Source organism: Flocculibacter collagenilyticus (genome assembly GCF_016469335.1).
Classification (GTDB): domain Bacteria; phylum Pseudomonadota; class Gammaproteobacteria; order Enterobacterales; family Alteromonadaceae; genus Flocculibacter; species Flocculibacter collagenilyticus.
In genome coordinates this window covers 206,138-220,678 of record NZ_CP059888.1, presented here as the reverse complement: position 1 = coordinate 220,678, position 14,541 = coordinate 206,138, and the positions used below count along the sequence as shown (strand labels likewise).

Below are 14,541 nucleotides of genomic sequence, written 5' to 3'. Positions count from 1 at the left end.
CGGAATTATTCCGCTTTACGATCCCTGCCTAGCAACGCCATAGCTGCTTCTTGCGGGTTTTTACCTTGATATAGCACCTGATAAATTTGATCAGTAATTGGCATTTCAACGCCTACACGGCTGGCTAAGTTAAAGACCTCTTTAGTATTGCGATAACCTTCAACCACTTGACCAATATCGGCCATTGCTGTATCTACGTCTTTACCTTGTCCTAATGCTAAGCCAAAACGACGGTTACGTGATTGGTTGTCAGTACATGTAAGTACCAAATCACCTAATCCGGCCATGCCCATAAAGCTTTCACGCTTAGCGCCCATTGCGCAGCCTAAGCGGCATAACTCAGCAAGCCCGCGAGTAATTAAGGCGGTTCGTGCATTCGCCCCAAAACCAATACCATCAGCCATACCCGCACCAATGGCAATCACATTCTTCACTGCGCCACCTAACTGCACACCAATAAAATCGTCATTGGTATACACTCTAAATGAACGCTCACAGTGAAATAAATCAGATAAGTGATTGATAAAATCTTGGTCTGTTGACGACATTGAAATAGCCGTTGGTAGCCCTATCGCCATCTCTTTTGCGAATGTAGGACCAGACAAAACCGCTAACGAGATTGAGTCGCCCAAAATATCAATGGCGACATCTTGTAATAACCGGCCTGTTTCAGGCTCTAGCCCTTTGGTTGCCCAAGCTACTTTTGCGTTTTCCCTTAAATGCGGCTTGATTTGAATGAGCATATCGTCAAACGCATGACTTGGTACGACAACAAGTACTACATCACTGGCTTTAACAGCAGTCACTAAATCAGATTCTAATCTTAGCGTTTCAGGAAAGGTAACATCAGGAAGGTATTTTTGGTTACTACGTTGCTGCGACATTGCGTCTATTTGCGATTTGTCGCGCCCCCATAAAAGGGTTTCATGTCCGTTGCGTGCCACACATAAAGCAAGGGCGGTACCATACGATCCCGCCCCTAATACTGTGACTGCAACTTTTGCAGAATTCAGCATGTATTGTTCACTTTTTAATTAAGCGTCTGCTTGCTCTTTTTGAGCTGCTTCAGCTTGTGCTTGACGCTGTTGCATAGCTTGCATGAATAATGCGTCAAAATTAACTGGTGAAAGGTTTAACTGCGGGAAAGTACCACGGTTAACTAAGTTAGATACCGTTTCACGTGCATACGGGAAAAGGATGTTAGGGCAGTAAGCGCCTAGCATATGAGCAAGTTGTTGATCTTGCATTTCAGCAATAGTGAAAATACCAGCTTGGCTTACTTCACATAAAAACGCAGTTGTGTCGCCAACTTTCGTCGTTACTGTTAATGAAAGTACTACTTCGAACACGCCATCTTCTAGCTTGCTGCTCTTAGTGTCTAAGTCCATTTTTACTTCTGGTTTCCATTCCATTTTGAACACGTCTGGAGACTTAGGTGTTTCAAAAGAAATATCTTTTGCATAGATGCGTTGAATAGCGAATTGAGGGTTTGCTTGCTCTTCTTGAGCAGCAGCGTTTGTGTTTGCTTGATCAGTCATGATACTTCCTTTAAATATGGTTAATTATGCGACCAATAATGGGTCTAATTTATTTTGATTTTCTAATGCGAGCATATCATCACAACCACCAATATGTTGGTCATTAATGAAAATCTGCGGCACGGTATACCCACCATTAGCCTTTTCAATCATTTCGGTGCGAAGCTCAGGCTGCTCGTCGATTTTAAACTCGGTATAAGTCACTCCCTTCTGATCAAGCAATGCTTTTGCACGAACACAATAAGGACAATATACTTTTGTATAAATAGTTACGTCAGCCATAAAAACCTCTTACTTCTTTTTGGCTACAGGCAAACCTGCATTTATCCAAGCGTTCATACCGCCTTGTAATAAATGCACATTAGTAAAGCCCGTTTTAAATAATGTATTTGCAGCGCCTGCTGCAGACATTCCAGCGTTGCATACGACAATGATGGGGTTAGATTTGTGGTTTTCAAGCTTAGCTAATTCATTTTGCTGAATTTTAGTTAGAGGTACGTGTTTTGCACCTGCAATATGGCCTTTTTTGAATTCATCCGCAGAGCGAATGTCTACCACAACACCATCTTCTTTGTTAACCAACAATGTCAACTGCTGTGTACTTACCGCAGAGATCTGCGAAAATTTACCTTTTATCCAGCTAAATAGCACAGAAAAAAACAGAACGACCCAAATAATACTTAAAATATAATGATTACCGATAAATTCGATAAATTGTTCCATAACGGCTACTAAACCTTTTTTGTAAATTTCCAGATACTTAACACCTAAATTCGGCTTAAGCTCAATGTAAATCAGCGATACACCGATTTAAAATTAAGCGCTAAAGTATACATATAAAGAAAAAAGATGCTAGCCCAAAGTCAAAAATGATCATAACTATAGGCTAAAAATACGACGGGGTTGAGTGAATAACGTTAAGGCTGGCTATCTCACTGCTACGCCACATTAACAGTGAGTAAATTCATTAATAAACGTCAGGCTATCTACCACTTTGTCAGCAATTTTTACCGCTGAATCACTGACTGCATGGCCACTTCTCACTAATACTTTATGGCCTATATCTGCTGCAATTGCCGCTTCGATATCTGCTTCCTTGTCGCCAAACATGATTGATTGTTGAGGATCAATATCATGCTCTTCAATAGCTTGGAGGAGCATGCCGGGCTTAGGTTTACGGCATTGGCAAATTTTCTGGTATGGCGGTAATGCATCAGTGGGATGATGAGGGCAAAAATAGACACCATCAATATCAATAAAGTTTTGCGCAAACTGTTGATTCATCCAAACTGTTAACTTTTGAAAGTCAGCCTCAGAGTAATAACCTCGACCAATACCTGATTGATTGGTCACCACAATGATTTTAAAGCCCGCTGCTTTATATTGCGCACAGACATCAAATACACCATCAATAAACTGAAAATCTGCAATTTTATACACATATTCTTTTTCGTGATTAATGACGCCATCGCGATCTAGAAATAAAGCTTTTTGCTTCATGGATTATTCCTCATCATCTTTTGAAATTTATACATCAATCAGTTTAGTCCAGAGATTCATTCGCACCTAGTTGTAGCTCATTAACCGCCCGATCAAATGTTTGAATAACCTGCTCTACGTCAATCTGTGCCATCAATTCAGCCCCTTTGATTCGCTTACCCGGCTTGTGCTGCTCTGCGGTTTTTCCTGTTAGTGTTTGCAAATTTTTAAAATACACCTCACATACATAATCACGATAATGATAAGGCCCGGTTCTGTCGGGGTTACTATGAGCGTACAAGCCAATCACTGGCGTACCTTGCGTAACCGCCATGTGCGCTGGGCCTGTGTCAGGTGCAAGCACCAGTGATGCTCTGCCAAGCAATGCCAACATTTGCTTCAGCGAGGTTTTACCTATGTAATCGGTTATGTTGCATTGTGCATGGCGTAAAATGTCATCACCAAGTGCGCGGTCTAATTTTGCTGGGCCGCCACACAATAGAACGTCAAACCCTTTGCTACTAGCGTACTCAGCAACCGCAGCATAGCGCTCTGGCAGCCAGTTGCGCTCAGCCTTGCTGGCCGCAGGTGAAATTATTAAGGTTGGTTTATGGTTAGGAATAACTTGCTGAGCAAAGCTTATATCATCATCACTTAACGGCATTTGCCAACTGGGAGCTGATTCAGGCACACCTATCGCACTGGCAAAAGCACGGAAGCCATCCAGTACATGGGGCGCAGTTTGAGCTTTTATTCGTTGATTAATGAACACACTGTGCAATTCTTTTGAACGAGCTTTGTCAAACCCTAGCTTTGTACGGGCTGGAATAAAATGAGCCGCTAAATTCGCACGAAAAGCCACTTGCATATGCAATAATACGTCAAACAGCCTTCCCTTCATGTCTTGCATTAATTGTTTATATGCTTGTTTACCTTGCTTTTTATCAAAAATAACAAATTCTACACCCGGCAAACCAGCTAACAACGCAGCTTCAACTTTACCGATTATCCATGTAATACTGGCTTCGGGATAACACCGTTGAATTGCTTGCACAGTAGACACCGCGTGACACACATCACCAATAGCAGAAAGTCTTAAAATACAAATAGATTTAGGTGATGATTCAAACAAGCTGACCTCGCACAATAAGGTTGATTAAAAGTGCCACATCTTATCTGATCAACCATGGAAAGTTAATGTATCATTACAATCTTGCAAAAAAGGGAAAATCATATTGGTCGTAAAACTATAAAAAAAATTGCCCGATTCGTTTAATTTTTGTACTATGTAACTATGGTCGATTTGATATCCTTTCAGGTATTTATTTGTAACCAACATTTCCAACGATAAACAAAACTGAGAACTTAATTGTGACACACGAAAAAATAGAAGCGGACTCTGATGTAATTGTGTACAACCCTTTGTTTTCTTACCTACCCGATGCTAAATGGTTTACATCGTGTTTTTGGCAAAAGAAAGGGGCCATTTCAGGCAAGTCAAAAGGCCGTGCCATTACTTGGTTTTTCCGCTTTAAAGAGCACGAATTTGTATTACGTCACTACTACCGTGGTGGCTTAATAGGAAAATTCAATAAAGACTTGTACATAGGCATGGATGAAGAACGCAGCCGTGCAGTTAAAGAATTTGCGATGCTGAAAGAGATGAGTAACATAGGCTTACCAGTACCTAAGCCACTTGCTGCTCGTATCGAAAAGAAGTGGTTTTGCATTTATCGCGCCGATCTCATTATTGAGCGTATTGCTAATGCGAAAGATCTTTTTCAGTATTTATCCAAATATCCACTCAACAAAAGCATGTGGCTTAAAATCGGACGAACGATCGCCGACTTCCATAATAATGGTGTTTATCATGATGACTTGAACATTCACAACATCATGTTAGATAAAGAGCATAAATGCTGGTTAATTGATTTTGATAAAGGTGAAATCAAAAAACCGAGCCACTCTTGGCAACAAGAAAACTTAAAACGTTTACTACGCTCTTTTGAAAAAGAAAAACGCCAAAACGTGGATTTACGCTGGCATCTAAAAGATTGGGACTTTTTGCTGCAAGGCTATAATGAAGTAATTAATACACCGAAGAAGCAAGCGGCCCACTAGATACTTGTGATAAGAATAGAGTTGCGGTGTTCACAACTCTATTCTGGTTATTAGCTGTATAGCCAAAAGCGTGTTTGCGGTGCTACAAATCGTTATCAGGGCTGTGCCACCACTGACTGGTACGCACGTCAACATTAAAAGATTGGTAAAACAATTCTACATCTGCAGCTAGCTTTGTTTTTGTGGCATTAGCTTCATTTTCTGTCATTTTGGGTATAGGTTCGCTCACTGCACCTTTCATCTTATTTACCACACTTGTTGGCAAAATCTTCTTAATCTGCAGCGTCATGCTCTTCAGTGTTTTTGCAGGTAATAAATTGACCACACTAAAAGGCCCTTTCCATTTAAACGAGGCATTCGATTTTTGTGCGTAAGCTTCCTCAGAGAATGAATATGGCGACATATTCAGGTGATTGATAATACTATCAATGACTTGCTTTGGGTTACGTTTAAAGTCACTGAATGCTACTACCAACAAGTTTTCTTTTGGAAAATGAGCTAAGTACTCCTGCATTCGCTGATGATATAAGCTACCTGCAATGTGTGAATTATCAGCACGATTTATCGCATTCATAAAACTATCAGACTCAAATCCGGCGCGTTTAGCATGCCAATACGACGACCACGTTCTTTCAAGTGGATCCCTTACTACATATACCATCTTAGCGTTAGGGCATGCCGCTTTAATGCGCTTTGCAATTGCTTCACTGCTGCCTTCAAAACCAGCACTGTAGCTCGTTGAGGCATCCAACCGTAGCTTATGCACCTTACCTTGAAACAGACTATCATACCAATCTTCACCTTTGTGATAATGCCTTGCAAAGTAATCACTTTCTTTTGGAAAAGATAAACATATATCAGGATGCTGCGCTAAAATATCTGAAATTGATGTGGTGCCTGTTTTGGCTGCACCAATTATAAATGCGTATTGTTTCGAATTATCTATAGCCATTAAATCTTTAACTCATCCAAATTACTTTATTAACCACTTATCCAAGGAACACGATTTAAGCTAATTGCTTAATAAAGTCTAATGTTATTTGTTCCACTTCACTTTTATATTGTCGTGTTGAAAAAGTATGATCAGCGTCAGCAATACGAAATATTTGGCAAGATGCCGCCAAATACTGCTGCCACTCTTTATTCATAGACGCATTTTGTTCAAACTCTTTCGCGGTTAAGTCATTACCGCTTAAAATTAAGCAAGTATTGCCTTTAAACGCTTTCGCGCCTTTTAGCATTCTATCTTGATAACTGCCTTGTGCTGCCTGTTCGGTTTTCATGCTTTGAGATACATGGGAAGACGCTTCACTGATGCCGCCTTTGATATTCACACCGCCTGTCATGAGCTTTTTCCAAAACGCTTTCGACATTAACCGCTGTAAATAATAATGCTTCACCATGGTTTTACCTTGTGCCGTCGTACTTTTAAGCCAAGGATTTAATAACACTTGTGCAATCACGCGGTCATCTTGACTCGCATAAATCTGAATCGCTGATGCCGCATCACATAAACCCCAAAGAATAATTTTCTTCACGTGTGGTAATTGCTGCTGCAAACTATCTATTGCTGCTTTAATGTCATCGCATACATTATCAAATTCTTTCTTATCACCTTGGCTATCGCCCATGCCACTATAGTCAAAACGCAATACGTTTATCTGATGTTGATATAAATAGCGCGCCAATTGCACAAACTGACGATGACTACCCACACGATATTGAGGACCACCCACCACTAGCACCATCGCGGTATCTGACTGTTCGTCAGCTTGATGCAAAATACCCATCAATTGCTTTTCTTCTAACGGAATACTTATGGCTAACTCAGTCATTTATACCGCCCCACTTACTGCTTGATAAGATAAAGAATAGAGTTCAGGCTCATCAAATATTTCTGGCACCTGCCAAAAAGGCCCCGTTTTTAAAGTATTAAACGTTGCGTGTTGTGTTTGCCAACTGTCTTGATAACGTGCCACTGCTGGCCCCAACTCTTCAGTGGCTAAATCCAACCAAGCTAACGGGCTACCTAACGTTAAGGTTTGGTCCACTTTTAATGCTTCTATTGAATTGAGCATATTCGCTGTAAGCTGATAGCCCGCAATTTCAACATGCTCGCCCGCTAATACCTGATTACGCCAATTAATTTTTTCGCCAGTATTATTCATCATCGCATTCGACTGCTTAATACGAATGAATTGTCCAGCAAATTGCTTACCGTTTGTAATAGGCTTCCATACAAGTTGGTGTGTAATAGGTAATATGTCGTGCAGCTTTTGCTGATGCGCAAACATGAGTAATCCGCCAAAACGAATACCCCATAATATAATCTTCTTAACATTGTGCTCTGCCATTAGCCACTGTGCGGTTTCGATAATATTATCTAGCCAAATGTCACACGTTGCCTCTTCAAACTCACCTGCACTATCCCCCGTTCCAAAGTAATCTAATATAAAACAAGGTATTTGATTAGCGGCGAAGTAATGCGCCTGTTTGGCTACTACTGCACGCGCTAAATTAAGCTCTTCTACAATTGACGGTAAGCAAAGTATTGCAGTGTCTTGATCAGCACTTATATCGCCTATTTGGGTAACGAATAAATTGCCATGAATTGAAGGAAGAAAATGGCCTTGTAACATGTTATACCGCTCTACTATTAATTATTTTTATTGTCAGTTAGTAAACTAGGAAATGCTTGAACACCAGCTTCATCACGAGACTGATAGCGAATATTGGATTCGTTATAATTATCGTCAGCTAATTTTCCAATAATGACATTATTATTTACCATTATTTTTGGTGCTTTCCCTTTTGTCGCAATGAGTTTATTACCACGTTCACGGTCAAGTAGAATAAGGTTATTGCTTAATTTAATTGAGTTTTCTTTATATTTAAGCCCTTCCATACCAAACCCAATTAGATTCCAGTTGCTGGTATTATCACCCTGCTCCAGCACGCACTTGTTCACTTCTAAAATGCCACCGTTAGAAATATCTAACAAACGGCTATCTTTACCTGTTAATGAGGCAATGGTTGAGTTATAGATCATGGTTTTTCGAGCACGAGACTTAATTTCATGCCCTTCATCTTTACCTGAAAGAAAGTGACTGTTATTGATATACAGTTCTCCACCACCTACATAAACGCCATGCGCACGGCCTGCTTTACCTAAGCGTTCAAAGCGACTGTTTTCAATATAAATACTGCCCGGTTTCGAACCTGTTAATAATCCTTGCTCACTGTCATGAAAGTACACATTATTAAGCTTAAGGTTGCGACCCGCTAAGCGAATGCAAGCACCGTTTTTGTCTGGTACGGTAACACCTGAACATTCAATATTTTCTATGGTTGTGTCGTTACCTTTAATCACTAGCGCCCCTTTCCCTTTGGCGGAAAAGTTGCGGATATGAGTGTTAGAACCGCCTGTGATGGTAACGAAGTTAGCATTTAATATGCCACCGTCACGAAAGATCCCGTTGCCCAGTTTAATCCTATCACCGTCACGCGCATTACTTAAGGCGTCTTGTAAGCTGGCTTGAGGTGTATCATTTAAATAAATAGCCCCTGATTGGAGCTGCTGCGCAAAAGAAGCGTGAACATATACCAAACTAAATAAACACATCCATACTATATAGTGCTTCTTCACGTTAAAGCGTAACACCTATTAATGCTCTTCCATTTTTTTAATTGCATTGCTCAAGCCTGTTAAGGGATAGCCTAATTCACTGGCTTTGTTCGCATGTTCTTTCGCTTTAGCTATTTCACCTGTGCCTAAATATGCCAACCCAAGGTGATAGTTAAGCTCGGCAGAAGTTTGATTGGTGTTTTTATTGCCCATATCTAAAATTCTTGCTGCCTCTTCAAGCTTTTGCTCTTTTCTGGCGATAATGGCTTTAACAATATAACCACCATCGTAATTAGGGTGCATTGAGATTGTGCGATCTAATATCTTAATTGCTTCCTCTTTTTTGCCCATTTTATACAGCAAATTCCCCGTTAATGCGCCTATTCTTGCGTACAAAGTATGATTCTCTGGCATGCGATAATAAGTAAAGTGATATTCATTTAAGGCACCTTCTAAATCACCTCGTTTCTCTTTGATTAGTCCTGCACAAAAGTGGTGAAGACCATACCATGCACCTTGACCCAACTTGCCTTTCCATCTACTTACTTCAAGTTGCGATACTTTATCTTTGAATAAGCTTTTTTTACCCGACATTGAAACCACATATCTTGCCTGACACATAGGTTCCCATGTATTCCACTCTTTTTCTGTTGGCGTAAAGTTCAACGCTTGCGCATTAAATGTGGCCACCAACATGACACTCAACAATAATAAAAATCTCATCATTATTCTCTTATCTAATCATTGCTGTTAAATACGATATTTGCACTCACTTATGTAGATACAAATTGTTTTAGCTGTGAACCTTTTTCACGTAAAAACATGCACAGCCCAAACCACGTTCTTAAATTAAAATAACACAAGTTATACAAAGGTTGCTGATTATTCATCCAATCTTGTTTGTATGCATCATTCCCTGTTAAAAAATCAATTTTTGACACACCATCATATTCAATCACATAGTTAGCTATCTCATTAGTTAATAGGGTGCCCGGCGAATATTTAGCATACTCACTATCGTAAGCTAGCTTATAAATAAAAGCATGCTCATTATCAACTAACCATATTTGTGACGCGACCGCCTTACCTTCAACATATAGCACCCCAAGTCTTATCATATCTTTAGGAACGCCGTAATTCACCAAGCCAGGAATAAAGCCGGGGTATGGCTCTAACTTTTTCCAGCTTTTTAAGTAAATTTCTTGATACTCGGATAAAAGTTTTTGTACGCTTGTACCATTTTTAACTATCTCAAAGCTATACTCTTTCTCACGTTCAAGCTTTGTCGATTTGCGACGCAGTGTATTCCTTAATTTTTTTGAGCAAGATAAGCTAAAATCTTCTTTTGTGTTAAATAACGAAAACCAATTTTGCGTTTTCACGTACTTAATGCCTTTTAGCCAAGATGTTAAAAACGCTGAACTGAAGTCTTTGGCTACTTCTGGTTCCAATAACTCTAATTGGATATAGCTAAAATGCTTAAAGTATTCTTCGCCGAGTATTAAAATAGTAGACAACACTTCTTTTCTTGAGTGCAATTTTACATTGTAAACAACGTCATAAAGTGCTGAGTAATAGTTCGTTAACGAACTGAGTGTGCGGCGGCTCTTCGACTCTTTCAAAGGCAAAATGGCCACCACATTATTTGGTGCGGTTTCCAACACTAGAAATACCGCTTGCTCACGCTCTAATCCTACAACATACGTTACGAAATTTTGATACCAGTCGTATTGTCCAAATAAATTAACTGACGCTTGAGCTAACTCAAGATTCTCGTAAGCACTTTTCACTGCCTCAAGATCATATAATATATAAAGTTTATATGTTTCCGTTAATTGGCTAACAGTCTTCATACAAGCTCATCGAAGCGTTCGCTTAACGGTTTTATAAAGACTAAATATGGATGGTTTAATGTCATGCAGAGCCATATAAGGAAAACAAGGGCGTTTATCTTCTACTTTAAAACTAGAATGCTTTAAAACATGCTTCAAATAAATTAAGGCACTTTTTTCAGTATCCAACCATACGCGTGTATTGTTCTGATGATAAACTGGCAAATCAGCACTTTTATTAATTTCGTATAAATATTCTACAAAACATAGATTTACGCCATTAGCGATAGCGCATTCCACACTATACTCTGTGCGCCCCATATTAGGCTCAATTAGCCAGTACTCGCCATCATTGTCCATTTTAAACTCTAATGATGCAGGCCCAGTGTATTTTGTTTGCTCAAAGAAACGATTACTTAATGCCAACAAATTTTCATCGGTGGTTGGCGCCATAATCATGCCCTGCCCTAAAGTAGGAGGATAAGACGCTAGCTTTCTTCCAACGAAACTACTTACCGCTTTGCCATCAATTAAGAACATGGAACAAAATACTAAACGTGTATCATCCCCTTCTATCCATTGTTGGCAAATAAAAGGCAAAGACTGTGCGTGATCTTGCACTAACTTACGCAACTCAGCTTTATCATTAACCAACGCAACTTTAAAAGATGACATTGGTACGTCAGGCTTAACAATTAGCGGATATTGGATCTGATTATCAGTATTAACAAGCTCATCTTCATGCGAAATAAGATAGGACTGTGGAAAATGAATGTTTTGCGCTTGGCAAATTCCCTCCAGCTCACTTTTAAGCTGCAATCTGCCAACGGTTTCAGTACATTCAGACCAACTTAATAAATAGTAGTCAGATAAACGCTTCCAATGCTTTGCGATGATCCCAACCATCTTATCGTTAGTAGGAAAAATAATGGGATTCTTACTGCCCGGTACTTTTCGTCTAATTGCAATTAGCTCATCAATCAAACTGTCATCATTAATTTGACTAACTTTTATAATAGTTGCCGTGTTTGTATGTGTTGCAGGTAATTTGAAGTCACGTTCAATGGCATAAACAGGCACACCTTCTTTATGCAGCGCTCTACATATTGCAAGACCGTGTGAGCAAAGACCGATAACAAGTGCTGGGTGATCGTATTTATCTTTTACGTTTTTCAAAGCGTACATCCATTTTAATTATTGGCTATTTACAGCAAACCAAGTTGGTTTCTCACCAACCTAAGATGAAACTTTAATGGCGACTTATCCCAAGGAGTGAAACGATTTAACTGAAACAAATCGCTTCCAGATTGGGATATACCACGATGAGTAGTAACCGCAGAGTGGAAATTGCAGGACTTAACACATTTAACAGTGTCTAACGAATAATCAGCGCCAAATTTTCCATTAGGATAAGCAAAATGGTTAACGGGCTTTTTTATCCATGCTTCTAATTCATGCTGGCTATGTTCAATTTGCCACTGCTGCTGCTCAATACTAAGCGACTTTAAAATAGGATGCTCCACAGTATGTGCGCCTATTTCAACCCCAAGTGCGCTCAGTTCAGCCACTTGTTCCGCACTCATCATTCTTGCTGGGTACTCCGTTTTACCATTATCTTGGTAAAGCTGATTAATAAGTTGCTTACGTTGCTCAATCGGCAAGTATTTCACCGCATTAATCACAGAGGTTGCTGTAGCGCGTCTGGCTTGCCATGAGTCTAACGCCACCACACCTTGGCGAATTGATGTTAAGTCAATTTGACTATTCGCTAGATCGCCAATTAAATCAATAATGCGATCATTAAACATGTTTTCACCTTGGCTGAAACCCGTTGCTACATATACGGTAGCAGGTATGCCAAGTTCATTTAAGATAGGTTGGGCAACAGTAAGGTTATTTTCATAGCCATCATCAAATGTCACGCAAATTGCATTGCTCGGTAGCGTGTTATTTTTAAGATGTTGAATCGCGTCAGTTAACGATAAAGGCGTGAAGTAGCGTTTTACTAGCGACATTTGCCAACGAAAAACCGCTGCATCAGGCTCGGTTGGCCTCATATTGTCAGGCTGTTCGAGTACCTGGTGGTATATCAGAATACTTAATTTGCCTTTTGCAAATAACGCTGAGCCATGCTTAAGAAGCGAGTGAAATAGCTGCATGGCTACGCATTTTCCTGTAACCAAAGTTCCAGAACCACCATAATCCAAATCAATTCACCATAATAACCAGCATGCACTTGTTCATGTGCTTTTAAGGTTTCATCAATCAAATTATCACTAACAATTTTTCTATTTTTAAACGAGGCTAGCGTTGTACGAGTGAGGTCAATTAAACGAGGATCGCTTTTTAACCACACGCCAAATGGAAGACCAAACCCATGCTTACTTTTTGTTAGCGTTCTATCGTCTAAGAATCCTTCACATGATTTTTTGTAAAAGTCTCTCAGTTTGCCGCCTGGAAGCTTAACGCTGGCAGGCACTTGGCAGCTAAAGTCCACAACGGTTTTGTCTAAGAATGGATAGTAAACATCAACCCCTGCCATATCACACATATTATTTACCTTAACTAAATCATTATCAGCTAAGGTAAATTTCCAATCCAAGTACAACATCTTATCGACAATGTTAGAGCTGGTGCAGTCATCGTAGCGGCTAGCTTGTTGTTTAATTGGCTGCAACACATCTACGCCCGTTAAAAATTCAGGGTTAAACATGCTGTCAACACCAATACGATTAACATAATTATAGCCCTCCAGCCTTGCTGGCATTGGCTCTTTTGCTTGTGCAATATAGCTAGAGACTTTGCTTAATACTGGTAATTTGGCAAGAGGCGTATTATAAAACAGTCCGCTTGATAAGCTTTGCAACGGAGTAGGTAACAGATTATAAAATTCAAACAGTTTCTGCTTAGCGTAACGCGTATTACCAGCGAAAATTTCATCGCCACCATCACCCGCTAACAGCGTATTTACACCGTTTTCTTTGGCGAATTTTGCGCAAAAATATGTCGCCATTGCTGAAGAGTTTCCGAACGGCTCATCAAAATATTGCGCAACCTTAACAAACTCTTCAATCGCCTGATCAGCTGTTAAACAATGAATATGGTGATTTGTGCCAAACTTTTCAGCGGTAATCTTTGCGTATGCCGTTTCATCGTATTCTTTTTCGTTAAATCCGATAGAAAATGTTTTAGCATCGTCAACGTTTTTAGCTAATAAGCCTGCTACGGTAGAGCTATCAAGTCCACCACTTAAAAATGCACCGCAGTCATCTGACAAGACTTTTTTTACACTGTTATTTAATACGTCTAAACAACTTTCTTGCAGTTCCTGAATACGCTGCTTTTCAGCTTTCTCTGCGAATGTTGGTTGATAAAATAGCTTAATATTAAGCTCGCTGTGTTCGTTTAACGATAAAATTTTTCCTGGCTCTAATTTGAAGACATTATCGTAAATCGTATTTGGCGAAGGAATACAATGGAAATATAAATAGTTAAAAATCGCTTGATTAGAGATTGTGGGTTTAACAGTTAAGCATGACTTCAGTGATTTTAAAGAACGATCAACAACGAGTTGATTGCCACTAACATGGTAATAACACGGTGATAAACCCATCACGTCAGTAAATATAGATACTGTCCCAATTGACGAGTCGCTAATTAATACCCAGAACTTTCCTGAAAGCGTTTTGCATAACTGCGCCAACTCGTCATTTGCATGATGATAAGCATTAAGTAATGCATTTGCATCATATTGCTGTTCATTTAAATAGCAATGACCACTGATGCAAACTTTAACCTTTTCATCAAAAGCGATGTCGAGCTCATCGTCTGCTGAGTGCAGTGATAGCCCACCAACTAATTGGTGAGCATGTACTTTGGTTTCATTTCTTTTACTTTCGTTATTTAGCATAATCCGTACAATCTTCGTTCTCTTCCGGTGAACACT

16 protein-coding genes are annotated in these 14,541 nt (G+C 39.7%); 1 reads left to right on the top strand and 15 read right to left on the bottom strand.

Going from position 1 to position 14,541, the window contains the following annotated elements:
- Positions 1-5: 5 nt before the first annotated feature.
- From gpsA to HUU81_RS01005, 6 genes are all read right to left on the bottom strand, one after another.
- Entirely contained in the window at positions 6-1,013 is a 1,008-nt protein-coding gene (gene gpsA, locus HUU81_RS01030; RefSeq protein WP_199611925.1) for an NAD(P)H-dependent glycerol-3-phosphate dehydrogenase, read from the bottom strand.
- A gap of 21 nt (positions 1,014-1,034) precedes the next feature.
- A complete protein-coding gene (gene secB / locus HUU81_RS01025) occupies positions 1,035-1,538 on the bottom strand; it encodes a protein-export chaperone SecB (protein ID WP_199610404.1) in 504 nt (167 codons plus the stop codon).
- Between the two features lie 24 nt (positions 1,539-1,562).
- A complete protein-coding gene (gene grxC, locus HUU81_RS01020) occupies positions 1,563-1,820 on the bottom strand; it encodes a glutaredoxin 3 (protein ID WP_199610403.1) in 258 nt (85 codons plus the stop codon).
- 9 nt (positions 1,821-1,829) lie between these two features.
- Positions 1,830-2,261 (bottom strand): rhodanese-like domain-containing protein, encoded by a 432-nt coding sequence (locus tag HUU81_RS01015; RefSeq protein WP_199610402.1) that lies wholly within the window; start codon positions 2,259-2,261, stop codon positions 1,830-1,832.
- Positions 2,262-2,486: 225 nt separating this feature from the next.
- Positions 2,487-3,038 (bottom strand): D-glycero-beta-D-manno-heptose 1,7-bisphosphate 7-phosphatase, encoded by a 552-nt coding sequence (gene gmhB, locus HUU81_RS01010; RefSeq protein ID WP_199610401.1) that lies wholly within the window; start codon positions 3,036-3,038, stop codon positions 2,487-2,489.
- Positions 3,039-3,081: 43 nt separating this feature from the next.
- The gene (locus HUU81_RS01005) at positions 3,082-4,149 is read right to left on the bottom strand and encodes a glycosyltransferase family 9 protein (RefSeq protein WP_199610399.1); all 1,068 of its coding nucleotides are present in this window, start codon (positions 4,147-4,149) and stop codon (positions 3,082-3,084) included.
- Between the two features lie 239 nt (positions 4,150-4,388).
- Between HUU81_RS01005 and HUU81_RS01000 the strand changes: the two genes are divergently transcribed.
- Complete coding sequence (locus HUU81_RS01000; RefSeq protein ID WP_199610397.1) at positions 4,389-5,138, top strand: 3-deoxy-D-manno-octulosonic acid kinase; 750 nt, start codon at positions 4,389-4,391, stop codon at positions 5,136-5,138.
- An 82-nt stretch (positions 5,139-5,220) separates the two neighbouring features.
- On the opposite strand, the gene HUU81_RS00995 is transcribed toward HUU81_RS01000, so the two are convergent.
- From HUU81_RS00995 to HUU81_RS00955, 9 genes are read right to left on the bottom strand one after another with little or no spacing between them, the layout of a single operon-like run.
- Positions 5,221-6,090: a sulfotransferase family protein gene (locus HUU81_RS00995; protein ID WP_199610395.1), complete on the bottom strand. Its 870-nt coding sequence runs from the start codon at positions 6,088-6,090 to the stop codon at positions 5,221-5,223.
- Between the two features lie 55 nt (positions 6,091-6,145).
- Positions 6,146-6,973: a hydrolase 1, exosortase A system-associated gene (locus HUU81_RS00990; protein ID WP_199610394.1), complete on the bottom strand. Its 828-nt coding sequence runs from the start codon at positions 6,971-6,973 to the stop codon at positions 6,146-6,148.
- Positions 6,974-7,777, bottom strand: coding sequence for an alpha/beta hydrolase family protein (locus HUU81_RS00985; protein ID WP_199610393.1), 804 nt, complete (start codon positions 7,775-7,777; stop codon positions 6,974-6,976).
- Between the two features lie 17 nt (positions 7,778-7,794).
- Positions 7,795-8,784, bottom strand: a complete 990-nt coding sequence (locus HUU81_RS00980; protein ID WP_199610392.1) for a right-handed parallel beta-helix repeat-containing protein — start codon at positions 8,782-8,784, stop codon at positions 7,795-7,797.
- Positions 8,785-8,802: 18 nt separating this feature from the next.
- On the bottom strand, positions 8,803-9,489 hold the full coding sequence (locus HUU81_RS00975) for a tetratricopeptide repeat protein (protein WP_199610391.1): 687 nt from the start codon (positions 9,487-9,489) through the stop codon (positions 8,803-8,805).
- A gap of 47 nt (positions 9,490-9,536) precedes the next feature.
- Positions 9,537-10,616, bottom strand: a complete 1,080-nt coding sequence (locus HUU81_RS00970) for a GNAT family N-acetyltransferase (RefSeq protein WP_199610390.1) — start codon at positions 10,614-10,616, stop codon at positions 9,537-9,539.
- A gap of 6 nt (positions 10,617-10,622) precedes the next feature.
- Complete coding sequence (locus HUU81_RS00965; protein WP_199610389.1) at positions 10,623-11,771, bottom strand: carboxylate--amine ligase; 1,149 nt, start codon at positions 11,769-11,771, stop codon at positions 10,623-10,625.
- A 29-nt stretch (positions 11,772-11,800) separates the two neighbouring features.
- Positions 11,801-12,754, bottom strand: a complete 954-nt coding sequence (locus HUU81_RS00960) for a polysaccharide deacetylase family protein (RefSeq protein ID WP_199610387.1) — start codon at positions 12,752-12,754, stop codon at positions 11,801-11,803.
- 2 nt (positions 12,755-12,756) lie between these two features.
- Positions 12,757-14,505, bottom strand: a complete 1,749-nt coding sequence (locus tag HUU81_RS00955) for an asparagine synthetase B family protein (protein WP_233520551.1) — start codon at positions 14,503-14,505, stop codon at positions 12,757-12,759.
- Positions 14,506-14,541: the final 36 nt, after the last annotated feature.